23 protein-coding genes and 3 pseudogenes are annotated in these 26,269 nt (G+C 60.2%); 17 read left to right on the forward strand and 9 right to left on the reverse strand.

Annotation, left to right across the window (positions count from 1 at the left end; all coding sequences use genetic code 11):
* Nucleotides 1–109: 109 nt before the first annotated feature.
* The 3 genes from BMZ57_RS18590 to BMZ57_RS30015 all read left to right on the forward strand — a co-directional run bounded on the left by BMZ57_RS18590 (nucleotide 110) and on the right by BMZ57_RS30015 (nucleotide 4,602).
* Entirely contained in the window at nucleotides 110–601 is a 492-nt protein-coding gene (locus BMZ57_RS18590) for an Lrp/AsnC family transcriptional regulator (RefSeq protein WP_069673010.1), read from the forward strand.
* Between the two features lie 184 nt (nucleotides 602–785).
* Nucleotides 786–2,939, forward strand: a complete 2,154-nt coding sequence (locus BMZ57_RS18595; protein ID WP_069673009.1) for a TonB-dependent siderophore receptor — start codon at nucleotides 786–788, stop codon at nucleotides 2,937–2,939.
* Between the two features lie 169 nt (nucleotides 2,940–3,108).
* Nucleotides 3,109–4,602: a methyl-accepting chemotaxis protein gene (locus tag BMZ57_RS30015; protein WP_045792057.1), complete on the forward strand. Its 1,494-nt coding sequence runs from the start codon at nucleotides 3,109–3,111 to the stop codon at nucleotides 4,600–4,602.
* A 13-nt stretch (nucleotides 4,603–4,615) separates the two neighbouring features.
* Here BMZ57_RS30015 and BMZ57_RS18605 read toward each other — a convergent pair.
* A pseudogene (locus BMZ57_RS18605) lies at nucleotides 4,616–4,804 on the reverse strand (putative 2OG-Fe(II) oxygenase); the annotation flags it as partial.
* Between the two features lie 235 nt (nucleotides 4,805–5,039).
* On the opposite strand from BMZ57_RS18605, the gene BMZ57_RS18610 reads away from it, so the two are divergent.
* Nucleotides 5,040–6,377, forward strand: a complete 1,338-nt coding sequence (locus BMZ57_RS18610) for an MFS transporter (RefSeq protein ID WP_021493030.1) — start codon at nucleotides 5,040–5,042, stop codon at nucleotides 6,375–6,377.
* Here BMZ57_RS18610 and BMZ57_RS18615 read toward each other — a convergent pair.
* Both BMZ57_RS18615 and BMZ57_RS18620 read right to left on the reverse strand, forming a co-directional pair.
* Nucleotides 6,374–7,504, reverse strand: coding sequence for a saccharopine dehydrogenase family protein (locus BMZ57_RS18615; RefSeq protein WP_069673106.1), 1,131 nt, complete (start codon nucleotides 7,502–7,504; stop codon nucleotides 6,374–6,376). The two genes, BMZ57_RS18610 and BMZ57_RS18615, sit on opposite strands and share 4 nt — an antisense overlap.
* An 80-nt stretch (nucleotides 7,505–7,584) precedes the next feature.
* Nucleotides 7,585–8,751, reverse strand: coding sequence for an MFS transporter (locus BMZ57_RS18620; protein WP_010210185.1), 1,167 nt, complete (start codon nucleotides 8,749–8,751; stop codon nucleotides 7,585–7,587).
* 94 nt (nucleotides 8,752–8,845) lie between these two features.
* On the opposite strand from BMZ57_RS18620, the gene BMZ57_RS18625 reads away from it, so the two are divergent.
* Nucleotides 8,846–9,739 (forward strand): LysR family transcriptional regulator, encoded by an 894-nt coding sequence (locus tag BMZ57_RS18625; RefSeq protein ID WP_069673008.1) that lies wholly within the window; start codon nucleotides 8,846–8,848, stop codon nucleotides 9,737–9,739.
* On the opposite strand, the gene BMZ57_RS18630 is transcribed toward BMZ57_RS18625, so the two are convergent.
* A complete protein-coding gene (locus tag BMZ57_RS18630; protein ID WP_069673105.1) occupies nucleotides 9,734–10,507 on the reverse strand; it encodes a pyrroline-5-carboxylate reductase family protein in 774 nt (257 codons plus the stop codon). The genes BMZ57_RS18625 and BMZ57_RS18630 overlap by 6 nt on opposite strands.
* 116 nt (nucleotides 10,508–10,623) lie before the next feature.
* On the opposite strand from BMZ57_RS18630, the gene BMZ57_RS18635 reads away from it, so the two are divergent.
* From BMZ57_RS18635 to BMZ57_RS18645, 3 genes are all read left to right on the forward strand, one after another.
* Nucleotides 10,624–10,980, forward strand: coding sequence for a VOC family protein (locus tag BMZ57_RS18635; RefSeq protein WP_069673007.1), 357 nt, complete (start codon nucleotides 10,624–10,626; stop codon nucleotides 10,978–10,980).
* Nucleotides 10,981–11,127: 147 nt separating this feature from the next.
* A complete protein-coding gene (locus tag BMZ57_RS18640; protein WP_069673006.1) occupies nucleotides 11,128–11,670 on the forward strand; it encodes an ATP-binding protein in 543 nt (180 codons plus the stop codon).
* A gap of 86 nt (nucleotides 11,671–11,756) precedes the next feature.
* Nucleotides 11,757–12,377 (forward strand): LysE family translocator, encoded by a 621-nt coding sequence (locus tag BMZ57_RS18645; protein ID WP_010210180.1) that lies wholly within the window; start codon nucleotides 11,757–11,759, stop codon nucleotides 12,375–12,377.
* Between the two features lie 76 nt (nucleotides 12,378–12,453).
* On the opposite strand, the gene BMZ57_RS29260 is transcribed toward BMZ57_RS18645, so the two are convergent.
* Entirely contained in the window at nucleotides 12,454–13,272 is an 819-nt protein-coding gene (locus BMZ57_RS29260) for a glycine-rich domain-containing protein (RefSeq protein ID WP_137206015.1), read from the reverse strand.
* A 297-nt stretch (nucleotides 13,273–13,569) separates the two neighbouring features.
* Here BMZ57_RS29260 and BMZ57_RS18655 point away from each other — a divergent pair.
* Nucleotides 13,570–13,704 (forward strand): annotated as a pseudogene (locus BMZ57_RS18655) (SDR family NAD(P)-dependent oxidoreductase); the annotation flags it as partial.
* 77 nt (nucleotides 13,705–13,781) lie between these two features.
* Complete coding sequence (locus BMZ57_RS18660; RefSeq protein ID WP_069673004.1) at nucleotides 13,782–14,264, forward strand: VOC family protein; 483 nt, start codon at nucleotides 13,782–13,784, stop codon at nucleotides 14,262–14,264.
* Here BMZ57_RS18660 and BMZ57_RS18665 read toward each other — a convergent pair.
* Nucleotides 14,261–15,157, reverse strand: coding sequence for an SGNH/GDSL hydrolase family protein (locus BMZ57_RS18665; protein ID WP_010210175.1), 897 nt, complete (start codon nucleotides 15,155–15,157; stop codon nucleotides 14,261–14,263). The genes BMZ57_RS18660 and BMZ57_RS18665 overlap by 4 nt on opposite strands.
* 385 nt (nucleotides 15,158–15,542) lie before the next feature.
* Here BMZ57_RS18665 and dapA point away from each other — a divergent pair, with 385 nt between their 5' ends.
* Nucleotides 15,543–16,406 carry a 4-hydroxy-tetrahydrodipicolinate synthase gene (dapA, locus tag BMZ57_RS18670; protein ID WP_069673003.1) on the forward strand — a complete coding sequence of 288 codons (864 nt, stop codon included), beginning with the start codon at nucleotides 15,543–15,545 and terminating at the stop codon, nucleotides 16,404–16,406.
* A gap of 182 nt (nucleotides 16,407–16,588) precedes the next feature.
* Here the strand turns inward: dapA and BMZ57_RS18675 are convergent, their stop codons facing one another.
* Nucleotides 16,589–18,787, reverse strand: a complete 2,199-nt coding sequence (locus tag BMZ57_RS18675) for an OsmC domain/YcaO domain-containing protein (protein ID WP_021493020.1) — start codon at nucleotides 18,785–18,787, stop codon at nucleotides 16,589–16,591.
* 162 nt (nucleotides 18,788–18,949) lie between these two features.
* Here BMZ57_RS18675 and BMZ57_RS30225 point away from each other — a divergent pair.
* From BMZ57_RS30225 to BMZ57_RS18685, 3 genes and pseudogenes are all read left to right on the forward strand, one after another.
* A pseudogene (locus BMZ57_RS30225) lies at nucleotides 18,950–19,222 on the forward strand (PAS domain-containing protein); the annotation flags it as partial.
* Nucleotides 19,223–19,450: 228 nt separating this feature from the next.
* On the forward strand, nucleotides 19,451–20,515 hold the full coding sequence (locus BMZ57_RS18680; protein WP_412177532.1) for a methyl-accepting chemotaxis protein: 1,065 nt from the start codon (nucleotides 19,451–19,453) through the stop codon (nucleotides 20,513–20,515).
* Between the two features lie 127 nt (nucleotides 20,516–20,642).
* On the forward strand, nucleotides 20,643–21,263 hold the full coding sequence (locus BMZ57_RS18685) for a LysE family translocator (protein WP_069673002.1): 621 nt from the start codon (nucleotides 20,643–20,645) through the stop codon (nucleotides 21,261–21,263).
* A 60-nt stretch (nucleotides 21,264–21,323) separates the two neighbouring features.
* On the opposite strand, the gene BMZ57_RS18690 is transcribed toward BMZ57_RS18685, so the two are convergent.
* Nucleotides 21,324–21,980 (reverse strand): O-methyltransferase, encoded by a 657-nt coding sequence (locus BMZ57_RS18690; protein ID WP_010210166.1) that lies wholly within the window; start codon nucleotides 21,978–21,980, stop codon nucleotides 21,324–21,326.
* Nucleotides 21,981–22,091: 111 nt separating this feature from the next.
* Here BMZ57_RS18690 and BMZ57_RS18695 point away from each other — a divergent pair, with 111 nt between their 5' ends.
* Both BMZ57_RS18695 and BMZ57_RS29565 read left to right on the forward strand, forming a co-directional pair.
* On the forward strand, nucleotides 22,092–22,724 hold the full coding sequence (locus tag BMZ57_RS18695; RefSeq protein WP_021493017.1) for a TetR/AcrR family transcriptional regulator: 633 nt from the start codon (nucleotides 22,092–22,094) through the stop codon (nucleotides 22,722–22,724).
* Nucleotides 22,725–22,753: 29 nt separating this feature from the next.
* Nucleotides 22,754–23,026: a hypothetical protein gene (locus BMZ57_RS29565; protein WP_010210163.1), complete on the forward strand. Its 273-nt coding sequence runs from the start codon at nucleotides 22,754–22,756 to the stop codon at nucleotides 23,024–23,026.
* Between the two features lie 154 nt (nucleotides 23,027–23,180).
* Here BMZ57_RS29565 and BMZ57_RS18705 read toward each other — a convergent pair whose 3' ends face one another.
* A complete protein-coding gene (locus tag BMZ57_RS18705) occupies nucleotides 23,181–24,611 on the reverse strand; it encodes an aldehyde dehydrogenase family protein (protein WP_044287261.1) in 1,431 nt (476 codons plus the stop codon).
* A gap of 123 nt (nucleotides 24,612–24,734) precedes the next feature.
* Here BMZ57_RS18705 and BMZ57_RS18710 point away from each other — a divergent pair, with 123 nt between their 5' ends.
* Nucleotides 24,735–25,637, forward strand: a complete 903-nt coding sequence (locus BMZ57_RS18710; RefSeq protein WP_044287262.1) for a LysR family transcriptional regulator — start codon at nucleotides 24,735–24,737, stop codon at nucleotides 25,635–25,637.
* Nucleotides 25,638–26,269: the final 632 nt, after the last annotated feature.

Consider the following 26,269-nt stretch of genomic DNA (forward strand, 5'->3'; position numbering starts at 1 on the left):
GCCAGTAAAAGACAGGGTCTATTTTGTTCTGGCTGGCGTGGGCTTTCTTTGCTTTTACTTGCGCCACTGATAGGTTTATCGGGAATTTTTTCCTACCTGGTGCGAACTTATGAAAAATAAAACCAAGCAGGTCACGCTTGATGATACCGATCTCGCCATCCTTGCCCTGCTCCAGCAAGACGCGAGTATTTCCAACGCCCAGTTGAGTGAGCGTCTATCCCTGAGCCTCACGCCCTGCTGGCGCCGACGCAAACGCCTGGAAGAAGAAGGCGTGATCAAGGACTACCAGGCCAACCTCGACCGCAAGATGCTCGGGCTGGACATCATGGCGTTCGTGCATGTGCGTTTTGCGATCCATACCGATCATGCGCCGGATGCGTTTGAAGCCGTGGTGAAGGAACTGCCGCAAGTGTTGTCCTGCCACAAGATCACCGGTGATGCGGATTATCTGTTGCAGGTGCTGGCGGAAGATCTGGACAGCTACAGCGAGTTTGTCGAGAGCGTGCTACGGCGGCAGTTGGGGATTGCGTCGATTCAATCGAGCCTGGCGCTGAGGGAGGTCAAGGCGACGAGTCGAGTGGCGATCCCCTTGCGTAAATAAGCGCTGCGCACGCCGCATTTCCAGGGCGACGGCATGGCGATTTGCCGTCACACGGAGGTGAAAAATTCGTTAACCAATTCTCTCTGAAGCCTTTTTCCCAAAAGATCAACATGTCACACTGATGCGAATAATTATCAACACTTTTATTATTCGCCACGGAAGGCATTCGGGGAGAGTCAGTTTCATGTCTGTGCAACAACACGGCGGCAAAGGTTTTTCACCCAGTCTGATGGCGTTGGCCGTCTGTCTTGCAAGTTCACCTGCGGTGTTTGCCGCTGAGGCGGAAAAAGCCGCCCCACTGGAATTGGGCGCCACCCAGATCAGTAGTGAACAGTTGGGCCAGACCACCGAAGGCACCCAGTCCTACACCACCGGAGCAATGGCGACCGCCACCAAACTCCCGCTGACCATGCGCGAGACGCCCCAAGCCGTCACGGTGATCACCCGCCAGCGCATGGACGACCAGGCCATGACCAGCGTCAACGACGTGGTCAAGAACACGCCCGGCCTGTTCCTCAGCCAGTCCAGCGGCCCCGGTCGGCATACGTACAGCTCACGTGGCTTCGACATCGACAACATGATGTTCGACGGCATTCCCAGCTCTTATTCCGGCTACGCCAACAGTGTGCAGCCCAACCTGGCGATGTTCGACCGTGTGGAAGTGATCCGCGGCGCCACGGGCCTGGTCACCGGCGCCGGCAACCCGTCGGCGGCGATCAACTTTGTGCGCAAGCGTCCAACCGCCACGCCGCAGGTGTCGATCACCGGTGCCGCCGGCAGCTGGAACGATTATCGCGGCGAGTTCGACGCCTCCAGCGCCTTGAATGACAGCGGCACCCTGCGCGGCCGCGTGGTGGGTTCCTACCGCGACGCCAACAGCTTTCGCAAAGGAGAAGAAAGCGACCACGGCCTGTTCTACGCCATCGGTGAAGCTGACCTCAGCGAAAACACCACTGCCACCCTGGGTTTTTCGCGCCAGGAAGACCAGACCAACTTCTTCTGGGGCGGCTTGCCCATCGGCACCGACGGCCATCACCTGAACCTGCCCCGCTCCACCAACCCCGGCTCCGATTGGGAAAACAAGAAGCTCACCATCGACACTGTATTCGGTGATATCGAACATCGCTTCGCCAATGACTGGAAGCTCCACATCGCCGGCTCGTCATCACAGTTGGATGGCGTGTTCACCGGCACCTACCAGTCGCGCTACCAGACCACGCTGGCGCGCACCGCCTACCAATCGCACCAGGACGACAAACAGTACGGCCTGGACACGTTCCTCAGTGGCCCGGTCGAAGCCTTCGGCCGCACCCATGAAGTGGTGGTGGGCACCAGCAAACGCGTCTATGACGCCACGTCCAAGGAATACAGCCCCTACGACACCAATTACCCGTTCAATGGGGCAAAACCGGACTTCGTGCGCAACGGCAAAGGCCACAACATCACCACCCAGGACGGCGTTTATCTGACCACCCGCCTGAACCTGGCCGACCCGCTCAAGGTGATCCTGGGTGCCCGCGTGGACTGGTACGACTACGATGACCGCCAGGGCGACGGCGACTACAAAGTCACCCGCAACCTCACGCGCTACGCCGGCGTGATCTACGACCTGAACGACCAATACTCCGTTTACGCGAGTTACACAGACATCTTCACACCACAGACAGACCGGGACTTTTCGGACAAGCCGCTTGAACCTATCGTCGGCGAAAACTACGAAGTCGGTATCAAGGGCGAGTACTTCAACGGCGCACTCAACGCCAGCCTCGCCGTGTTCCAGATCGACCAGAAAAACCGCGCTACCCTGCCCGAGAGCCAAGCGGGCTGCCCGATCATGACCTGCTATGAGGCGTCCGGTATGGTACGCAGCCAAGGTATCGACCTAGAACTGCAAGGCGCACTCACCGAAAACTGGCAAGTCGGCGGCGGGTTTACGTACACCCGTGCGCATTACATCAAGGACACTAACGCGTCCAACAACAACCAGCGTTTCGACACCGACACCCCGGAACGTTTGTTCAAGCTGACCACTTCCTATCGCTTCCAGGGCCCACTGGAAAAGCTGCGCGTCGGAGGCAATGTCTACTGGCAGAGCCGCATGTACAACGATGTGGTACTCGCCAACAGCAATACCTATCGCCTGGAACAAGGCAGCTATGCCGTGGCAGACGTGATGGCCGGTTACCAGGTGAACAAGCACCTGGACCTGCAGCTGAACGTGAACAACATCTTCGACCGCACCTACTACTCGGCCATCGGCAACAGCCCGATCTGGGGTCCTAACGACACCTACGGTAACCCGCGCAGCTTTGGCGTCACGGCCAAATACAGCTTCTGACCATCGCCCGATAAGCGGCTACCCGTCCGGGTAGCCGCGCCTAAAGTCCCGCCTCCTGATGCCGATATACGGTTGGCATCACTGAATCCAATAAAAACCAAAAAAATATCTGATTCGCTCCACCCTGCCCCTCACTTTGATTCGGCCAGACCACATGGAGTAAGTGTGAATGCCCACTCGCACGCGTTTTTTCGAGCACTACCGCAAAGCCGACCGCATCATGCTGGCGCTGGTCTGGCTGATGTTCCTGTTCTCCCTGGGCCTGGCGTTCTGGCACGACACCTTGATGCAAGCCATCATTGTTGGCGGCAGTACCAGCGTGGTGCTCACACTGCTCTACCGTGCGATAGGCGGCAGCCGCGTGATGCGTTGCGCCCTCGGCGCAGGTTTGATGGTCATGGCGGCGCTGCACATTAACCAGGCGCAGGGCGTGATCGAATCGCACTTCGGGATCTTCGCGTTGCTGGCGGTGCTGACGTTTTATCGCGACTGGCTGCCGATCCTGGTCGCCGCCGCCACCATCGCCGTGCACCATGTGGTATTCCATGCCCTGCAACATCAAGGCTTTCCGGTGTTTGTGATGGAGCATCACGGCGGCTGGACCATGGTGTTCGTGCATGCCTTCTACGTGGTGATGGAGACCGTTGCCCTGCTGTACCTGGCCGTGCACAGCCAGGCCGAAGCGGTCGAGAGCCAGGAAATGCTCGAGAAGATGCTCTCCGTCACCACACAGATCTCGGCGCAAACCGCCCAGGGCGAAGGCAAGGTGCACATGTCCCTTGCCAAGCGTTTCGATCACTTCTTGCAACAGATCACCCACCTGATAGACGGCGTTGCCCGCGACTCCCACGGCCTTGGTCAACTCGGCCAGGAACTGGCCAGCGCCAGCGGCACCCTGGAAAAAGGCGCGCGGCATCAATTGGCGGAAATCACCCAGATGACCGGTTCGATGCAGCGTATGGAAGACGCCATGGGCCACATCGCCGTGCATGTCGAGCAGGCGGTGGATCACGCCGGCAAGGCCAGCCAACAGATTTTGCGTGGCCAGGAAAGTGTCGGCCGCGCCCAGCAGGAAATCACCCAGCTGGCCTCACGCCTCAACGGCACCCATGAAACGGTGCAAGGCCTGGCCTTACAGGCCGAGCAGATTGGCACGGTGCTCGATGTGATCAGCAGCATCGCCAACCAGACCAACCTGCTCGCCCTCAACGCAGCCATCGAAGCCGCCCGCGCCGGCGAGCAAGGCCGTGGCTTTGCCGTGGTCGCGGACGAAGTACGCAACCTGGCGCAGCGCACGGCAGTGTCCACCCAGGAAATCAAGACCATCATCGAGAGCCTGCAACACGGCAGCCGCCAGGCCGTGGAAGCCATGCACGACAGCCGCCAAGGCGTGGACCGCTGCGTGGAAGACAGCCAGGTCGCCGTCGATATGCTCCGCGCGGTGGGCAGCGACATCGCACAGATCGACGACCTGAACGGGCGAATCGTGACCACCACCCGCGAGCAGACCGAGGCGAACTTGGAGATTGTCGGGCGGTTGCAGTCGGTGCAGAGCATTGCGCAAAGCACCGCCAACGATGTGGAAACCCTGGCTCGCAGCAGTGAGCAGCTGCCGCCGATTGCGGTGCGGTTGGATGCGTTGGGCAGACGCTTCCATCAGTGAAACCTAAGGGGCGTCATGTACCGAAGTTGAACGCGATCGAGATCCGTGGCCGCGTTCCCTTAAAGCGTCGTACCGAGTGCATCAACCAGGATGGAAACATAATCAATGTCCCGCTACTGGCGACACAGGTGCTGCTGAACCCGGCCGTCAGGCAATCCTCGACCCGCATGCGCAAGGCGGGATTGTAGGTCGAGGCGACCATGATGTTTGCCAGTAGCCACAAACCATACCGGCATCAAAGGTTCAGCGATGTAAACCATTGTTAAAGTCTTAATCACAGTTGCGCACAGGCTCCTTGCCTCACCTGGCCCAATTCCTGCCTCCCCCCAATACCCGCAAGTCGCTGCTGACTACGCGGACGACTCTTTTGGGCCCCGCCGCCCAACAGCCTGACCCGATAATCAGTCATCCCCATCGCTATCCCGAGGCCTTCCCCCATGACGAGCCCCTCCACCGAACAGGTCAGCCCCCAGACTCTGCGAAAGGTCATCATCGCCGCCGGCATCGGTAACTTTGTCGAGTGGTTTGACTTCGCCGTCTACGGCTTCCTCGCCACGACCATCGCCCAGCAGTTCTTCCCCAGCGGCGACGCCAGCGCGGCATTGCTCAAAACCTTCGCCGTGTTCGCCGTGGCGTTTGCCTTCCGGCCACTGGGCGGGATTTTCTTCGGCATGCTCGGCGACCGCATCGGCCGCAAGCGTACCCTGGCCATGACGATCCTGCTGATGGCCGGCGCCACTACCTTGATAGGCCTGCTGCCGACCTATGCCGCCATCGGCGTAGCGGCGCCGATCCTCTTGTCGCTGATTCGCTGCGCCCAAGGGTTCTCCGCCGGGGGCGAATACGCCGGGGCCTGTGCCTATCTGATGGAACACGCGCCCAGCGATAAGCGCGCCTGGTATGGCAGCTTCGTGCCGGTGTCGACGTTTTCCGCTTTCGCCGCCGCCGCGGTGGTGGCGTATGCACTGGAAGCGTCGTTGTCCGCCGAGGCCATGGGCAGTTGGGGCTGGCGCTTGCCGTTCCTGATCGCCGCGCCGCTCGGCCTGGTGGGGCTTTACCTGCGCTGGAAGCTGGACGAGACGCCCGCCTTCCAGGCCGTTAAGGAAGAACACACCGTCGCCCACTCCCCGCTCAAGGAAACCCTGCGCAACCATGGTGCGGCGATCTGCTGCCTGGGCGCTTTTGTGTCACTGACGGCGCTGTCGTTCTATATGTTCACCACGTATTTCGCGACGTATCTGCAGGTGGCAGGAGGCTTGAGTCGGGCGATGGCGTTGCTGGTATCGCTGATTGCATTGATTTTCGCCGCGGCAATTTGCCCTTTGGCGGGGTTGTACTCCGATCGAGTCGGGCGGCGCGCCACCGTGATGACGGCCTGTGTGTTGTTGATGGTCGTGGTGTATCCGTCGTTCCTGATGGCCAGTTCCGGTTCGTTCGCGGCATCCATTGTCGGCGTGATGTTGCTGGCGGTGGGGGCGGTATTGTGTGGTGTGGTCACGGCAGCCTTGCTGTCGGAGACGTTTCCGACCCGTACGCGCTACACCGCCTCGGCGATCACCTACAACCTGGCCTATACGATCTTCGGCGGCACCGCGCCGTTGATGGCGACCTGGTTGATCAGCACCACGGGCAGCAATCTGTCACCGGCGTTCTACTTGATCGCGGTGGCGTTGCTGGCGTTGGCCGGTGGGTTGGCGTTGCCGGAAACTTCGCGGATTTCCTTGCACGACGTGGGGCCCGAGGACAAAAGCAGCGCGCCCGTGCTTTCGCGTTAAACGCGCTGCTCGTCAGAGAACCGCACGGCCAGACTCAGGTTCGCCGGATCGTTGATCGCGGCCATGTATTCATCCACGGTGATCTCACCTACGCACGGTCGCGCGCCAGGCATGGGTACGTAACCTTGAGCGATTTTGATGGCCAGGGCCACGGCAGCGCAGCTGGGGATCTCCGGGCCTTTGTCATTCAAGGCTGTCAATTGCACGGTCAATGACAAAGGTCTGCCGTCGGTCCCCACGCCCTGCACATCGATGTACATCGCGCTTTTACCGTCGCCAAATCGCTCGAACCAGGTGCCCAGGCGGTGCAGCCGCGCCGCCCAGGCCACATGATCCCGTACCACTCCCAGCTTCAGTGCCTGAGCCAGCACCCAGTTGGCGACACCCCCCAATTTGAGCCCCGCGCCAGCTTTGAAGCGCAAGGTATGGGCGCCATACCGACCGGCGAAGATGTCCATGTCCGGCACATCCACATTGGCCAGCACTCGCGTGCCCAACACCGGCATTTTGCGCAGCGTCAGGTCCTGCCAACCCAGCACTTCGTGTACCTGGCCATTCCTGAGTTGCTTGATCGGTTTGCCCGCGTAGGCCAGCACACCTTCGATTGTCGACAGGCCTGGCATCTTGGCCGACGAGGAAATGCCATGTTCGATCGAGTCGATGCGCGAGAAGCGAGACCGGTACTGATCGATGAGCGCAGACGACAGCGTCGGCACTGAGCTGCAACCACTGAGAATGGCCACGCCCGCCTGTTTGGCGTGCACGTCCAGCACGCCCACGCCATTGACGAAGGTGCGGCAGTCGGACAGGTCGCAGTAGTTCACCCCGGCTTCGATGCAGCTCAGGGCAACTGCATAGGACTGCCCTTGGAACGGCCCGCCGGTATGAATCACTAACTGGATATGCTTCGACAGTAAAACACCCGCGAATCCGGCCCCCATCGCGTCGCCACACCAGCCTTCGCAGACAGTGCCGGGCTGCGCATTCAACTCGTCGAGTTTGCGCTGCAGCTTGTGTGGATCACGGCCCGAGATCACCAGCTCAATGCCCGGCGCTGCGGCCAAATGTCGGCACACGATGCTGCCGAAATTACCGTAGCCGCCGATCACCATCACCCTGAGTGCCATTCCAGTCGTCCCTGAACCATCGATCATGCGCTGCGCCTGCACCAGGCTGGCAGCTGAGGCGGCCAACGATACTCGATTTCCTAGACCGCCGCAGCCATGCGGCCTCTGGCGCCCCAGGCGAACGTCACGACCATCAACAGCCCCAAGCCCGCCATCGCGGCGCCGGCCAGGGAGATCGCCGGATAGCCCAGCCCTGCGTTGATCACCGCGCCTCCCACTGCGGCGCCAATCGCGTTACCGAAGTTAAAGGCGCCGATATTCACGGCCGAAGCCAGATTCGGCGCGTCTTTGGCCGCTTCCATCACGCGCATCTGCAAAGGCGGCACGACTGCGAAGCTGGCGATCCCCCAGATAAGGATGCTCACCGCTGCGGGTATCGGCCAACGCATCAGGAATGCGAAGGCCAGCAGGACCAGGATCAGGGCGCTCAGCGAAACGATCAGGGTCCGGTCGATCGAGCGGTCTGCCGCCTTGCCGCCCCATATATTGCCCAGCGTCAACCCGACACCGAACAACACCAGCATGGCCGTGATAAAGGGGGTAGACGCATGGGTCTCGTTGCTCAGGATCGGCGCGATATAGGTAAACACGGTGAACATAGCACTGGAACCCACCACGGTCAGGGCCAGTGCCGCCAGTACCGAACCGCGCCCCAACACCTTGATTTCGGCCAGCACACCGTCGCTTTTCGGCAGCGGCAGGTTTGGCAGCGCGAACCACAGCGCGACCATGGTCACCAGGCCCAGTCCGCCAATGCCCCAGAACGCCGTACGCCAGCCAAGCAGTTCACCAAACCAGGTCGCCAGTGGCACGCCACCAATGGTCGCCAGGGTCAGGCCCATGAACATCGCCGCGACGGCTCCGGCGCGCTTGTCCGGCGCGACCACACTGGCGGCGACGATGGAGCCGACGCCAAAAAACGCGCCATGGTTGAGCGAAGTGATGACGCGGGCGATCAGCAGGTCGTAATAGCCGGTTGCAAGCGCCGACATCACGTTACCCAGGGTGAAAATGGCCATAAGGCCGACCAGCAAGTGACGACGGGGAATCTTGCCGGTGGTCAAGATCATCAGGGGCGCGCCGAGCAATACCCCTAGGGCGTAGGCGCTGACCAACAGCCCCGCAGTGGGAATCGAAACGCCAAGGTCATTGGCAATAGTGGGCAACATGCCCATGGGCGCGAACTCAGTGACGCCAATGCCAAAGGCACCGACAGCAAGGGCTACAAGGGGTGGATTGATACGCATGTAAGACTCCTCATTTATGCCGCAAATGCTACGATCTACGCTTTAACGGCACTAGACCGTTTAATTGGCAATCACCTTTGCGCGCGAGGCAAAAATGGATTTCAACGGCAGGTCGGGTGAGATGGCTGTATTCGCGATGGTGGCGCAGGAAGGCAGCCTTTCGGCCGCGGCACGGGCACTGGGACTGACACCTTCAGCCGTCAGCCGGGTCATCGCGCGTACGGAACAGCGCCTGGGCAGCCGCCTACTCATTCGCACGACCCGAGCCATCGCCTTCACCGCCGAAGGCGAGGTTTACCTTCGCGGCGCTCGGCGCATCCTGGCCGACATGGCCGAAGTCGAGGACGCCATCGCCGACCAGGGTGCCCCCAAAGGCAGGTTGCGGGTCAGTGCGGCCCTGGGCCACGGCCGCATGGCCATCGTGCCCCTGGTGGCAGCGTTCAGCGCCCGCTATCCGAACATTTTGGTGGACCTGACCTTGGGCGACGAAATAGTCGACATCCTCGGCGGCCAAGCCGACGTCGCGATACGCTTTGGCGACCTGCCAGACAGCCCGCTGACGGCGCGCCGCATCGGCGACACCGGCCAGGTCGTGGTGGCGTCGCCTGACTACCTTCAGCAACACGGCACGCCTCTGGAGCCGAACGATCTGTTGCGGCACAACTGCCTGCGTTTCAACTTCCGCCGGGCCCAACCCGATTGGCCCTTCGCGCAGAACGGCAAGACGTTTTCGCTGAAGATAAACGGCAATATCGAATGCAGCAGTGGCGAAGCACTTGCTCAACTGGCGCGACTAGGCGCCGGTATCGCGCGCATCGGCACGTTCACGGTTGCAGAGGACCTGCAACGCGGTCACCTGGTGCCCCTGCTCGAATCCTGGAACCCCGGCGACCGGGAGCCGATCCACGTGGTGTTTGTCGGCGGTGCGAGCATGCCGGCGCGGATCCGCGTGTTTGTGGACTTCTTGCTCGAACATCACCGGCTATAAACGCGCAGGCTTGTGCAGGCGCTCAAGCACCTCATCAGCGGCCTCTCGCCATGCCTGCGTCGCGCCTTTATCTCTGAGCACCTCCAGCCCCGCCGCCGTGAAGGTGCCTGGTGTGGCAATGGCGCGACCCAACGCCTCCAGGCTGGTCGACGGCTGGTGGCGGGCGCTGGCCAGGCAGTCTTGCAGGTTGCCCATCACCAGTTGGGCGGCCTGCTCTCTGGACAGGCCTTTGTCGGTAAACCACTGCTGAAGATCGCTCAGGAAGAAATAGAACCAGCCGTTCATGCAGGCCGCGACAGTGGCCAACTCGAACGCCTCCTCCTCGTCCAAAACAACCAATGACCCCAGCGCGCCCAGCAGCGTTGCATGGGGTACACCGCCGGGCGTGACCACCACCGTGGTCTGGTTGATCTGGGCGGCATAGGACAGCATGGCACGGACCACACGCGCCCGCGGGAAACGGCGCTGCAGTTCCACAAGCTTCAATCCAGCCACCAACGACACCAGCGTTTGCTCAGGTCTAAGCTGCACTTCATCAGAAAGCTGTTGAACCACCTCCGGGCGCACACCCAGCACCAACAGATCGGCGCCATCGACGACCTGTTGATTGTCGGCCCTCACCTCGCAGTTCCACTGTTTAGCGAGTTGCTGCGCACGTTCCTGGTTGCGCGGCGACAGCAACACCCGCCCCTCAAACCCGCTGCGACGCAGGCCGATCACGACCTTTTCCGTCAACTCACCGACGCCCAGGATTCCAATCTTCAACACGCTGTCTACTCCGATCAATTCTGTAGTCGAGTCCATCATAGGCACGATTCCCGTATTCATGCAGGCATGGGTTCACGCTACACTCGCTGCTCTGAAAATCAGCCAGGAAGGCAAGCATGGGCATTCAAGGTAAAGACCGACAAATCGACAACATCGAATTCAATGTCAGCGATATTGCCCGGAGCAAAGCCTTCTACGGCGGTGCGTTCGGCTGGACCTTCGTCGATTACGGCCCCACCTATACCGAGTTCAGCGATGGCCGTCTGACTGGGGGATTCACCACGGGGGAGCCGGTGCGGCCGGGTGGGCCTTTGGTCATCTTGTACGCCGATGATCTCCATGGGACGCAGCAGCGGCTCAAAGCCCTGGATGCGCTCATTACCCGCGAGACATTTACGTTTCCCGGTGGAAGCCGGTTCCACTTCATGGATCCGGATGGGTATGAACTAGCAGTCTGGACTGCGCAAACCTAGGCGCCTGGGATACGAGCGCGATACCCAACAGCAGAGTGAACGGATACCCATGGCCCTACTCTTCACACCGTAGCCAATGGTCATCTGACAAGCCCTCGTCGACATAAATGGGGCTGGAACAGCTTGTCGTGCATGAATGGAGGACACATGCGGATCTACATTACAGGGGCTTCATGCGCCGGCGTGACCACACTGGGTCAACACCTCGCCACTCGGCTCGGTCTGCGCCAGGTCGATGTCGATGATTTCTACTGGATGCCCACCGACCCTCCGTTCACAACCAAGCGACCACCCAGCGAACGCGTGTCACTGATGCAACAGGCACTCGGTGACGACGGTTGGGTGCTGACCGGCTCTTGCATGGTCTGGGGAGACGCGTTGATTGCTGATGCAGACGTGATTGTGTTCGTCGTCACGCCAACGCCCCTGCGCCTGGAACGACTGGCTGCCCGCGAAAAGGCGCGCTATGGAGCTCGAATCGCACCCGAAGGTGATATGCATCAGATCCACTTGGCCTTTCGGGAATGGGCTTCGCAGTATGACGACCCGAATTTCTCGGGGCGCAACCGGGCGTTGCACGAGGCGTGGCTATCACAACTGACGGCCCCGATCTTACGGGTCGACGGGGCTGACAGTGTTGAAACAATGGTGACGGCGGTCGTTCATACGGTGTCGAACATGGCGCAATAGCTGGAAACATGAACGGCTGAGGCTGTCCAATGACGTCCACTGCCCTTATCCTCACAGCTCCCCGCCCACGCGAACCCGGAGCCGCCATGGACCTCGCCACCCTCGCCCTTTTCCTCCCCGCCTGCTTTGCCCTGAACATGGCGCCCGGCCCGAACAACCTGCTGTCGGTGAGCAATTCCACGCGCTACGGCTACCGCACGTCATGCCTGGCCGGCATCGGTCGCTTGCTCGCCTTTGCCGGGATGATCGCCCTCGCCTCGGCCGGCTTGGCCGTGGTGTTGCAAACGTCGGAGTTGTTGTTCTATGGGATCAAGATACTCGGCGCGGCGTACCTGTTTTATCTAGCGCTTCAGTTGTGGCGCGCCAATCCGGAAGCAGAGGCGCAATCGGCCACGGCCAGGGTGGGACTGTGGGCGTTGGCGCGGCAGGAGTTCTTAGTGGCGGCGGGCAATCCGAAGGCGATTTTGATCTTCACCGCCTTCCTGCCTCAATTCGTGGTCCCCGGTGAGCCAGTCACCCCACAATTCGCGCTGCTCGGCGCGATGTTCCTGGTGCTGGAGTGGATCGCCATCAGCGCCTACGCCTATATGGGCCTGCACATGCGGCGTTGGTTTGCCGAGCCTCGGGGCAAGCGGATCTTCAATCGGTGCTGCGCGGGGTTGCTGTCGGCGGCGGCGACGGTGTTGTTGATGGCGCGCCGGGCTTGAGCAATGCATTGTTTGCAAAGCCCGACCGCTCTTGAGGTCAGCTACCTTCTGGCCATTTGGTTTTAATCAAACACCTTCAAAATTTTACGAGCTCTAGAATGACGCAACCATCTGAGCCGCTCTCCCCAGGAAGTCCGGGCGTTGAAGCAGCAGCGACGCTACCATTTAGACCTCCTTTGCCTCCTGCGCCAGCCCCTTTACAAGCCTCCAAGGAGCTTCCCGATGCTCCAGCACCTGGTACATCCCTTTTTCCGCTTTCACCGGCACGGCCTGGCGTGGCTGACTCAGGAACAGCGTCGGGCTTGCGACACTCCACACTCAGCCCCCCTCCCGCACCACCCGCACCGTTGTCAGTGACGCTTGAACGTTCAAAAGCACCAGTAGCACCTGAGCCTCCAGCAGCGATCACACCACTCTGACTCCCATATACCGGGGTATACGCCGCTACGTTTGTATTAACCGTCGTAATACTGCTAGATCCTCCATCCCCCCCTTTATGTCCTCCAGAATCGTCGGTAGCACCTCCCATGCCCCCCTTACCTCCAGCGCCAACATTAATAGTGATGGCCTGGACATTAAGATCCTTTGAAGGAGGATAAAAGTTGCAGACTGTAGTTGCACCACTTCCGCCACCACCACCGGAGATTCCATTTATGCCCAAATTAGACACATACGTCTCCACAAAATTACCAGTATTGGAACCACCGCCAGCACCACCACCTCCCCCCCCAATCAAAGTGACCCGAATGCTTCTAATATCTCCCCACTTGGGAGCGGTATATTTATACTGACCCGCCTTGTTGTAAACCTCGTCTGCAGGGGCGAGTGTAGAGATGAAGGCACTGATGACGATAGCGGCATAGATAAACGAGGTTTTACCGTTCGATGTGCTCATGACCCGTATCGTCCTTAGTTGTTAGCGCGAAGGTTTACTGAACATTGGGACCAAATACACACGGTGTAACCTGTAAGAACTGACAGTTTCTTATACCGAGTCGGCATAAATAACCACCTCAAAAACGCAATAAAGTCCGCTTCATCTACGCAGGCTAGACCTGCCAACCGGCCAACGCCAAGACTGAGTTGCCCCCCCTTAATAACATCTGGAAACAGCCTCTCGATTGCCGACCAAAGCATCGTCTGCTCGCATGACTGCCCCCCATAACAATCAGCCAGATCAAGGAGAGATTCGATGAAAACCCTGGTAGTAGGCACCAGCAAAGGACTGGGCAAAGCCCTGATCGAAGGTCGCGGCGAGCCTGGGGACACGCTGATCGGCGTGTCCCGCAGCCGCCCCGAGCAGTTGGATTACAAGGACGGCGTGGCCGCCCGGCGGATCACGGTGTGAGCAGAGACGAACGCGTCGTCTAAACTTCACACACCGATTCTTCATGGGAACCGACCATGGCCCGCAAAAATACCCTCTGCCTCTGGTACAACGGCACCGCCCTGGAGGCAGCAACCTTCTACGCCGAGACCTTCCCAGACAGCAGGGTCAACGCCGTGCACCTGGCCCCCGGCGATTACCCGTCGGGTAAACAGGGCGACGTATTGACCGTGGATTTTACGGTGCTGGGCATCCCGTGCATCGGCCTTAACGGCGGCCCGATCTTTCCCCATACCGAGGCGTTTTCATTTCAGATTGCCACCGATGACCAGGCCGAGACCGACCGTTACTGGAACGCCATCGTCGGCAACGGCGGCCAGGAAAGCGCCTGTGGCTGGTGCAAGGACAAGTGGGGCGTGTCGTGGCAGATCTCACCGCGCGTGTTGACGGACGCCGTGACCCACCCGGATCGAGCAACGGCCAAGCGCGCATTCGATGCGATGATGACCATGAAGAAGATCGACATCGCCGCGATTGAAGCGGCGGTGGCCGCGGGCTAAGGCAACGCCTTGAGCATGGCCTTGGCCGCCAGGGCGTGGACCTCGCGGGTCGGGTGCCATTCGTCCCAATAGTAATGCGCATCGGCATTGGCACACACCGGTTTTACTTCCGGGTAGGTGGGCTGACACGGCGCGTCCAGGTCCGTGAACCCATTGGCTTGCGGATTGGCACGTAGCGCGTCGCTGAACGCCAAGTGGTCGAAGTAAGTGACCTTCGCCACGCCGATCTGCGCCAACACGGACGGTAATTTCTGCGCGAGCAATTGCTGGTACTTCTTTGCGTTGTCGACGTGGTTGCCCTGCACCACGGCGGGCACGTGGCTGAGGTCCGTAGTACCCACCACCATGACATGCCTGGCCCCCGCCGCCACCAGTTGCTCGGTGGCACTGCGGATGTTGGCCAGGCTCGATTCGCTCAGGGCTTCAATGCTTTCAGGATGGGAGAAGTCGGCCCATTCGAAAAAATCGTTGGCCGAGATAAAGATGAAATACAGCGCCTTGGGGTCGGCCTTGTGGGACTTGGCGGCCTGCAAATGCTCGGCGACTTGGCCGAGCAAGCCTGTGTCCTGGGTTGGCATCATCCACGTGTAGTAATTGCCGTGGCCGCTTTTGGCGCCGCCCACCGCGTAGTCGGTCAACGGTGTTGTCAATGCCTGGGCCAAACCTTCAACGGCGGTCGGGCCATTGCTCCAGCGTCCTTTCCAGTACAGTGGGCCGGGCAGTGCCTGGGCGTCTTTGACCTTTTGCGCGGTAAGCCGGGTGGTGAGCGCTTCGCCCGCGCCATTGTCGGAGTAGCTGTCGCCAAAGGCATACAGATGATCATAGGTCGAGGCGCCAAAGGCGGTCGAGACAGACAGGGTCAGCAAAGCGGCCAAACACGCGCGTCGGATCATCGAGGTTCTCCCGGAGTGTGTGGATAGACTACCGGCTGGTTGAAAGCACGGCCGCATAATTGCGACCCGCACATATCCGGCGACGGCTGCATAAACTCAAACGCGCCCCGTTGACACGCTTCGTAATATTCCATGAAGATGGGGGCCTTATTCAGGGTGTGTCATCCCATGTCTGCAACGTCTTCCGTCAACCTTTTCGCCATTGGCTCTCTTGCCAAGGCGCAAGGTTGCGTTGCGCACGCCCTCAAATCGAAGAAACAGTCGCTCATGTGACCGGGGCGCGCTGTCCCGTCAGATGAGCTGACAGGACATTGAGCCCGATTCGCACAATTCCCCTCTGCCCTTCTGACGGTGACTCCAGCGGTCAATCATCAGGAGAAAGTGCATGTCATCGTTTCAAGGTATCTGGGTTCCCGTGGTCACGCCGTTCCATGACGGCGCCATCGACTTCACCGGCCTGCACCGTCTGGTTAGCCACTTGCTGGAGAAACACGTGGCCGGGATCATGGTGTGCACCACCACTGGGGAAGCGGCGGCGCTGAGTCGCCAGGAACAACTGGCGGTGCTCGATGCGGTGTTGCAATGGGTACCGGCGCACCGCGTGGTGATGGGTCTGGCGGGCTATAACCAGATTGAGCTGCTGCAGTTCCAGCGCGAAATCCTGCAACGCCCGGTGGCGGGGCTTTTGGTGCCAGCACCGAGTTACATCCGCCCGTCCCAAGCGGGTTTGGAGGCGTTCTTCCGCACCGTGGCCGATGCCTCCAGCGTGCCAATCATTCTCTACGACATTCCTTACCGCACCGGCGCTACCTTCGAGCAAGCCACCTTGCTGAACATCGTCGCCCATGAACGCATCGTGGCGATCAAGGATTGTGGTGGCAACCTTGGCAACACCCTTGCACTGCTGGCCAGCGGTGATGTGGAGGTGTTGTGTGGTGAAGACGAGCAGATCTTCAACGCCTTGTGTCTGGGTGCGACCGGTGCCATTGCGGCTTCGGCTCACCTGCAGACCGAGCAGTTCGTGGCGCTGTGCCAGTTGGTGCGGGACAATCAGCTGGCAGAGGCGCGAGCGACTTTTTTCGAGTTGCTGCCACTGATCAACACCATGTTCATGGAGCCCAACCCCGCACCGGTAAAAGCCGCGCTGGCCCTGCAAGGCTTGATCGGCAGCGAATTGCGTGCGCCGATGCAAGCCGCCAGTACCGCCGTTGTCGCGCGCTTGCAGCAGGTACTGGACCCGACCCGCTAACGTGCCTGGCGGGTGTACGCAACGGCCCGTACGGGTGGACCTAGTCCAAGCCCTGGCAAAAATCTAACAGCAGAAACCGATCAAATGTGGGAGCTGGCTTGCCTGCGATAGCATCACCGCGTTACATCTGAAACACCGAGGTGGCTGCATCGCAGGCAAGCCAGCTCCCACAGGGATCAGCGTCAGGCTGAGGTGATGTTGGCGCGAGCCGAGTGCAGCTTCTTGTAACTCTCAATCAGGCGTTGGTGCCGGTCCAGCCCTTCCAGCTTCATGCTGGTCGGCGTCAAACCATAGAAGCGCACGTCGCCCTGCACCGAGCCAATCACCGCATCCATCCGCTCATTGCCAAACATGCGACGGAAGTTGGCTTCGTAATCCGCCAGTTCCAGGTCATCGTCCAGCTCCATCTCCAGCACCGCATTCATCGCCTGATAGAACAGGCCACGTTCAGCCGTGTTGTCGTTGTACTGCAGGAACATCTCCACGCACTCCTTGGCCTCTTCATACTGCTGCAAAGCCAGGAAGATCAGCAGCTTCAGCTCCAGGATGGTCAGTTGGCCCCAGGCGGTGTTGTCATCGAACTCAATGCCGATCAGCGTGGTGATATCGGTGTAGTCGTCCAGTTCGCTCTCGATCAGGCGCTCGACCAACGCTTGCAGTTCTTCCTCGTTGAGGCGATGCAGGTTGAGAATGTCTTCGCGGAAAAACAGCGCTTTATTGGTGTTGTCCCAGATCAGATCGTCCACCGGGTAGATTTCCGAGTAATCCGGCACCAGGATGCGGCACGCGGTGGCGCCGAGGTGTTCGTACACCGCCATATAGGACTCTTTACCCATGCCTTCCAGAATGCCGAATAAGGTCGCGGCCTCCTGGGCATTCGAGTCTTCGCCTGCGCCCGTGAAGTCCCACTCGACGAATTCGTAGTCCGACTGGGCGCTGAAGAAGCGCCACGACACCACGCCGCTGGAGTCGATGAAGTGCTCGACGAAGTTGTTCGGCTCGGTCACCGCCTGGCCTTCGAACGTCGGTTGCGGCAAGTCGTTCAGGCCTTCGAAACTGCGACCTTGCAACAGTTCGGTGAGGCTGCGTTCCAGCGCCACTTCCAGGCTCGGATGCGCGCCGAAGGAGGCGAACACGCCACCGGTGCGCGGGTTCATCAGGGTCACGCACATCACCGGGAACTCACCACCCAGGGACGCGTCTTTCACCAGTACCGGGAAGCCTTGGGCTTCGAGGCCCTGGATACCGGCGAGAATGCCTGGGTACTTGGCCAGCACCTCGGTCGGCACGTCTGGCAAGGCGAACTCGCCCTCGATGATTTCACGTTTCACCGCGCGCTCGAAGATCTCCGACAGGCACTGCACCTGGGCTTCGGCCAGGGTGTTGCCAGCGCTCATGCCGTTGCTCAGGTATAGGTTTTCGATCAGGTTGGACGGAAAGTACACCACCTCGCCGTCCGACTGGCGCACGAACGGCAGCGAAACGATGCCGCGCTCTTCGTTGCCGGAGTTGGTGTCGAACAAGTGCGAGCCGCGCAGCTCGCCCTCGCGGTTGTAGACCTTCAGGCAATAGGTGTCGAGGATTTCACTTGGCAGCTCGTCGTTGGGCCCCGGCTGGAACCAGCGCTCATCCGGGTAATGCACGAATGGCGCATTCGCCAGTTCTTCACCCCAGAACTGATCGTTGTAGAAGAAGTTGCAGTTGAGCCGCTCGATGAACTCGCCCAGTGCCGACGCCAAGGCGCCCTCCTTGGTCGCGCCCTTGCCGTTGGTGAAGCACATCGGCGAATGCGCATCGCGGATATGCAGCGACCACACGTTGGGTACGATATTGCGCCACGACGCGATTTCAATCTTCATGCCCAAGCCGGCGAGAATGCCGGACATGTTGGCAATGGTCTGCTCCAGCGGCAGGTCTTTGCCGGCGATGTAGGTGCCGCCCTCGGAGGTTGAGTTGGGCATCAACAAGGCCTGGGCGTCGGCGTCCAGGTTTTCGACTTCTTCGATGACAAACTCAGGCCCGGCCTGCACCACTTTCTTGACCGTGCAACGGTCGATGGAGCGCAGGATGCCTTGGCGGTCCTTGTCGGAGAGGTCCGCGGGCAACTCGACCTGGATCTTGAAGATCTGGTTATAGCGGTTTTCCGGGTCGACAATGTTGTTCTGCGACAGGCGAATATTCTCGGTGGGGATATTGCGCGTCTGGCAGTACAACTTCACGAAGTACGCCGCGCACAACGCCGACGACGCCAGGAAGTAATCGAACGGCCCCGGTGCCGAGCCATCGCCTTTATAGCGGATGGGCTGGTCGGCAATCACCGTGAAGTCGTCGAACTTGGCTTCAAGTCGGAGGTTGTCGAGAAAGTTGACCTTGATTTCCATGGGGGCACACCAGAATAACGGCTAAACAAAAATGGCCGCCATTATGAGGGGTTTCATCGGGAAGTTTCAGGCTTTTGACCAGTGGCTGGCGAATTGACCAATGTGAATTAACCTTTTCGCAGATGGCGCCGATGGACTGAGTGCAACCATGGAGTAGTCGGAATGCGCAATAACCAGCCCGTAACACAGCGTGAGATTTCCCTCGCGCCTTCGCAAAAACTCATTTCCGCCACAGATGTCCGAGGTGTCATCACTTACTGCAACGACGCCTTTGTCGATATCAGCGGCTTTGAACGTGCGGATCTGATTGGGGCACCGCAAAACATCGTCCGTCACCCGGATGTGCCCCCCGCCGTGTTTGCGCACATGTGGGGCGCGCTCAAACAGGGCCTGCCCTGGATGGGTATCGTCAAGAACCGCTCGAAAAACGGCGACCATTATTGGGTCAATGCCTACGTCACGCCCATCTTCGACGGCAGCAAGGTCGTCGGTTTCGAGTCCGTGCGGGTCAAGCCCACGGCCGATGAGATCCGCCGGGCCCAGGCCCTGTACCGACGCATAAGCCAGGGCAAACCGGGTGTTCCTCGCCAGGACGCCTGGCTGCCGGCCGCTATCAATTGTGTCCCGTATGTGGCAACTGGGCTTACCGGCAGCCTCGCCGGCATGTTCCTCAGTGCGCCCGTCGCCATCGCTGTGGCCGTTGCCGTCGCAGTACCGGTGGGCGTGCTCTGTTCGCGTTGGCGTCAAGGCAGCACGTTGCGGCTGTTGCACGGCGTGGAGCCGTCGACCTCGGATGCCTTGATCGCGCAGATGTACAGCGACGCACGTGGGCCTCAGGCACGCCTCGAAACGGCGTTCCTCAGCCAGAACGCGCGCCTGAAGACCTGCCTCACCCGCTTGCAGGACAGCGCCGAGCAACTGAGTGCCCTGGCCGGGCAATCCGATCAGTTGGCCTCCGCCAGCTCCAAAGGCCTGGACCGTCAGCGCGTTGAAACCGAACAGGTCTCGGCCGCCGTCAACCAGATGGCGGCCACCACCCAGGAAGTCGCCAGCCACGTGCAACGCACCGCCGACGCCACCCAGCAGGCCAACGTCTTGACGGGCCGCGGTCGTGAAGTGGCAAGGGATACCCGTGAGGCGATCGAGCGTTTGTCTGCGGTGGTCAGCGAAACCGGCGTCACCGTGGCGCAACTGGCCAAGGACAGTAACGAAATCGGCAGCGTGGTGGACGTGATCAAAGGCATTGCCGACCAGACCAACCTGCTGGCCCTCAACGCCGCCATCGAAGCCGCACGGGCCGGCGAGCAAGGCCGTGGTTTTGCCGTGGTGGCTGACGAAGTGCGCCAACTGGCGCAGCGCACGTCGCAGTCCACCACCCAGATCCACGGGTTGATCACCCAGCTGCAGGCGTCCTCCAACAACGCCGTGCAAAGCATGGAAAACGGTCAACGCCAGGCCCAGGAAGGTGTGGCCTGGGTGCTTGAGGCGGACCAGGCGCTGGTGGGCATCAGCGAAGCCGTGTCGCATATCACCGACATGACCACCCAGATCGCCGCTGCCACCGAGGAACAGAGCGCCGTCGCCGAGGAAATCAGCCGCAACATCACCACCATCGCCGAACTGGCCGACCAGACCTCGCTACAAGCCCATCAATCCACTGACCTGAGCAAGGAGCTGACGAACACCGCGTCCACCCAATACGCATTGGTCGAGCGCTTCAACCGCTGAGCCTGCACTGAACGTGTCGTGGCAAGCGCGCTTCCTGGGGTGAGCGCGTTTGCCACAAGAAAATCGCGAACCACACGATAATGGCGATATGCTTGGGCACCACCTCCACCCAGCACGAAGCCCGACCATGTCCATCACGGATAACCTCCTCGCCTTCACCTTCGCCGCCACACTGCTGACGCTCACACCCGGTCTCGACACCGCTCTGGTGCTCAGGACCGCCACGGTCGAAGGCAAGCGCCAGGCGCTGCAAGCCATGCTGGGGATCAACGCCGGTTGTCTGCTGTGGGGCGCGGCGGTTGCGTTTGGCCTGGGGGCGTTGGTTGCGGTGTCGGAAGTCGCCTTCAACCTGCTCAAGTACTGCGGCGCCGCGTACCTGGCCTGGTTGGGCTTGAACATGTTGCTGCGTCCCCGTCGCTCATTGACCAACGCCGGGGCGGATGCCAAGCCCGCGGGCAACTGGTTGATCAAGGGCATGCTGGGCAACGTGCTCAACCCCAAGGTGGGGATTTTCTACGTGTCGTTCCTGCCGCAGTTCATCCCCCAGGGCCAACCGTTGATCCTCTGGACATTCGGTCTGGTCAGCATCCATGTGCTGCTCGGGCTGACCTGGTCACTGGTATTGATCGGTGCTACGCAACCACTGTCCGGTTTCCTGCGCCGTGAAAAAGTCATTCAGTGGATGGACCGCACCACCGGCATGATCTTTGTGTTGTTCGCTGCGCGGCTGGCGTTCAGCAAGCGCTGATTCGGAACCCACCCAGCCGGCGGCTCCAGTGGCAAATACGTGCACGAGTTGCGTCCGCGATTAGCCCAGGCGTATTGAAAGTTCGATGTCATCGGCAAACGCCACGGACAGGTAGCCGTTCTCCGGTGCGCGTACATGGGCCAGGTATTCAGGGCAGTAATCGGTGTTATCCGCCACCACCAGTGCGCCGGGGCGCAGATGGCTTTCCACCAGGCCGAGCACGTCGCCATACAGCGTCTTGGCGCCGTCCAGCAACAGCAGGTCTACGCTGTCCGGCAGGTCGCTGGCCAGGGTGACCAGCGCGTCGCCTTCGCGGATATGAATCAGGTCACTCACGCCGCCTTCGATGAAATGCTCGCGCGCCAGGGCGATCTTCGAAGCTTCGAATTCGCTGCCGATCAGCACACCACCACCGTTGTCACGCAACGCAGCAGCCAGGTGCAACGTGGACAGGCCAAACGAGGTACCAAACTCGACAATCGCCCGCGCCTTACTGCTGCGCGCCAGCATGTAGAGCAGTTTGCCGGTGTCCCGCGACACTGGTAGCCACAGGTCCTTGAGCATCGAATACAGCGCCACATATTCGGTCTTGCTGTGCATCAGCCGCTCGCGCTCATCCTTCGACAGCGTGTTCAGCACTGGGCTGGTAGCGGCGCCGGCTTGGGTATACAACCGTTCGATCAGGGGCGCCAAAGGCGCAGTGGACAGGCTCGACATAATTGATTTCCGTAGAGTTGGGACTAAGATGCGACTAATTCGTCGCATTAAAAGTATGCGAGTGATTTATCGCGTCCGCTATTCGCATTAGCCCTGCCTCCGGAACCCTGTATGACCACCCGCCAGACCCCGCGTATTTCCACGCGCAAACAGCCACAACAGGCACGCTCTACCGAGTTGGTGGCGGCAATTCTCGAAGCGGCTATTCAGGTTTTGGCCAAGGAAGGTGCCACCCGTTTCACCACCGCACGGGTCGCGGAGAAGGCTGGCGTGAGTGTGGGTTCGGTTTACCAGTATTTTCCGAACAAGGCGGCAATTCTGTTCAGGTTGCAGAGTGACGAGTGGCAGCAAACCACCCAGATGCTGCGCGGCATCCTGGCGCAACATGCTGAGGCACCGCTGCATCGCCTGCGCACACTGGTGCATGCCTTCATCAGATCAGAATGCGAAGAGGCCCCGATGCGCGTCGCGCTGAATGACGCGGCGCCGCTCTATCGCGATGCCCCGGAAGCCCTGGAAGTGCGCGCAGCGGGGCAGCAGATATTCGAGGCGTTCATGTTGGAGTTATTGCCCGAGGTGACCGAGCCAACCCGCACACTGGCCTGCGATCTGATCCTGACCACGCTCAGTTCGGTCGGCAAGGATTTCTCCGGCAGTCCACGCACACCTGAAGAAATCGCTGTTTACGCCGATGGCATGGCTGATATGTTTCGTGCCTATGTGAGCGCGCTCAACTATTCCTGAAGCGCCGATACCCCAGCAACGGACTGCACATGAACTTCTTCAAGAAACTGTTCGGCTCATCGACAAAAACGGAAGTACCTGCGCCTACGCCCAATGCAGCGGAGTCGCCCGAACCCGACGCCGCCAACCACGCCGCTCGCCTGGCCACCGCCGAATGCCTGGACCGACACTGGCAGTCCGTGGGCACCGTCGAGAAAGACGTGCGCACAGGTGGGCGCGCGGCGCGGGAAGATTTGGTGGCGCGGTTACAGGCGGCAGGGGTTGGGCATGTAAGGGGTGTTTATCGGGAGAGCGTGGTTTAGCAGTGTTTATTGGTGACCGTTTTGAGGGGGAGCTATCAGCCAGAAGCGGCCACTCGATCCACCTCAGCCTCCAGCTCTGCTGGAAACCAGGAACGATTGCCGCCCTGCTTCCGCCTCTATCCACCCAGCACGCCCGGACTGGAACCCGACCTGGTCATTTCAACGGGTCATAGGTGACCAATGTCTTCGGCTCCAGATACGCGCTCATCCCCCACCTGCCCATTTCGCGCCCGAGGCCTGATTGCTTGAATCCACCGAAGGGGGCGCGCGGTTCGTGGGCCAGGGTGTTGATGAGCACGCGTCCCGAATCGATCTGAAGGGCGAGGTTCATACAACGCTCGGGACTTTTTCCCAGCACCAGGGCGCTCAGCCCATAGTCCGTATCGTTGGCAATACTGATCGCATCAGCGTCATCCTCGTAGGGGATGATTGTCAGCACGGGGCCGAAGATTTCCTCACGCGCGATGCGCATCCGGTTGTTGGCCTCAGTGAAAATCGTGGGCTTCACGAACCATCCGGCGTGCAAGCCTTCCGGGCGCCCTTCGCCACCCGACAGTAACCTCGCGCCTTCTTCCTGGCCGATACGGATGTACCGCTGCACCCGTTCCCACTGTTTCTGGCTCACCATGGGGCCGATGTCGGTGTCGGCGTTGCGCGGATCGCCCGATTGAATCTGTGAGACACCCTCCTTGGCAATCCGCTCGAACTCTGCCAGCCGGCTGCGCGGCACGAGGATGCGAGTGCCCGCGATGCAAGCCTGGCCACTGTTGAGAAATCCGGCCTGCAACACCAGCGGCATGACTGCCTGGAAATCCGCATCGTCAAGCACCACGGTGGGCGACTTGCCGCCGAGTTCCAGCGTCACGCGCTTGATGGTGTCAGCACCGGTTTTGACCAGATGTTGGCCGATAGCGGACGACCCCGTGAACGAGATTTTGGCAACGTCGGGGTGACGGGCGATTTCCTCGCCGACCACATTGCCTCGTCCGTTGACGATATTGAATACACCCGGTGGCAGCCCCGCTTCGTGCAACGCCCTGACCACGACCTGCGTCTGCAACGCGCTCATCTCGCTGGGCTTGATGACGGCGGTGCAGCCTGCCGCCAGCGCAGTGGCCAGCTTGTTGCAGATAAAACCCGCATTGCTATTCCAGGGTGTGATCAGACCGGTAACGCCCAGGGGCGTCAGAATGACCCTGGCCATGCCGACCTGCTCCTCGAATTCGAACGCTTCCAGTACATTGATTGCTTGCGCGATCACGTCAGCCGCATAAGTCGCCATCGAGCGCCCGCGGGCCATAGGTGCGCCATATTCCACCAGGATGGCTTCCAGCAGTTCTTCCTCCTTTGCCGCCACGGCCCGGTGCATGCGTCGCAGTGCCTCAATGCGCTCCTCCCGGCTGGTAAGCGCCCACGCCGGGAACGCAGCCTTGGCGGCGGCGATGGCACGCTGTGCGTCCAGCGCATCGCCCAGCCGAACCTGACCGATGACTTCCTCGGTGCTCGGGTTATGAAGGTCGAACCATTCCTGACCGTTTGGAATGACGAACTCACCGTTGATGTAGATGTGTTCAATGCGTTGCATGGCAACTCCTCACTCAAAATGACTCGCCTGAACCGAGCCTCTGTGAAGGAAGTTTAAGAAGGGATCATTGTTCCGATAAGCTATCCTTTGACTTATGAAGCATCCGCAATTTCAGGACAATCCATGCACAGAACAGGAATGACCGAACTGGAAGTGGTTCTGGCCGTTGCTCGCCGCAGCAGCTTTCGTGGCGCAGCACAAGAGTTGGGCATGTCCACCACCGCCGTGAGCAGTGCGGTGGCCGGCCTGGAAGCGCGCCTGAAGGTGCGCCTGTTCAATCGCTCCACGCGCAGCGTTGCCCTCACCGACATCGGGCAACGCTATGTGGAACGCATCGCCCCGGCGTTGGCACAGATCAAAAGTGCCGGCGAAGAGGCCAGCGTCGGCCCCGACAAGCCCAGCGGCACACTGCGTATCAATGCACCGCATGGCGGGGCCTATCTGCTGCTGGAGCCGCTGTTCAAGCAGTACGCTCAGCGCTATCCCGACGTGCGCATCGACATCGTCAGCGAATCAGGCATGGTCGACATCGTCGCCGGAGGTTTCGACGCGGGGATTCGCCTGGCAGAGTCGGTGCCACAAGACATGATTGCCGTAAAACTGTCAGATGACATTCGAATGCTTGTGGTGGCAACGCCCGAGTATCTCGAACGCCAGGGTGTGCCCGAGCATCCGCAAGACCTGCTCAGCCACCAGAGCATTGGCATGCGCATGGCCCACGGCGGCCTCTACCAATGGGAACTGGAGCGAAACGGTGAAAAGTTGCAGATGAATCTGCCGGTGCGCTTCATTTTCAACGAGATGCTGGCTATCAAACAGGCCGTGGTGTTGGGCCTTGGCATCGGTTTCATTTCCGAGTGGTTCATACAGGAAGAACTGGCCAGCGGCGCCCTGGTGCCAGTGCTGGTACCGTGGTGCCCGTCGTTCGGCGGTTTGAGGCTTTACTACTCGGGCCATCGCTTCGTACCGCCGCGATTACGCGCATTGATTGATCTGGCGCACGCGCTGCGGCCCACTGTGGTTTGAGCATGTCGCTATGGGCCGTTTTCGGCCAAAAGCAGACATTAACGTCGGAGATAAACGGCGGCTGATAAGTTGGCAAAATCGGCCAATCAGACGTTCATGTCGATCAATCCGCTAGTCCCTCTCATGCTCGGCCAGCCGGCATGAATGTCCCGCAAGTGGGGCAGTCAACGCCATCGCTCGCCATTTGCATAACCCCCTCGCCGCACTCCGGGCAAACCTGCCCCCCATAACCGGGAGCCATTTCTCGCAGCAACGCGGCTTGCGATGAAACGGCAACAGCCCCTAGCGAAAAGCATGCTCACAATTAGCGTGCCCTGGCTCACCCCCCTACAAAATACCTGTACAGAAATAGCACTACGCATTTTTACAGCGCTCGCAGGATTCTATCGGCCCAAAGAGGGCCTTGGGCTGTATCGCCGCCAAACAGTAGTCAGCCCGATAGCCGGGCCTCTATTCCTGGCGCTTGCCAGAAACCGGAGGTTACTGACCGTTCATCGGGATTGAGTGATGTCATGACGACATCACTCCGATATAGTTGTACAAGAGTTGTACAATAACAAATTCTTGTACAAGATTCCACCGACTAGGAAATAACGCCGCGACTCGTTGCCGTCGAACAAAAGAATGCCTGC

Origin of the sequence: Pseudomonas simiae, from assembly GCF_900111895.1 — a bacterium.
Lineage (GTDB): Bacteria > Pseudomonadota > Gammaproteobacteria > Pseudomonadales > Pseudomonadaceae > Aquipseudomonas > Aquipseudomonas simiae.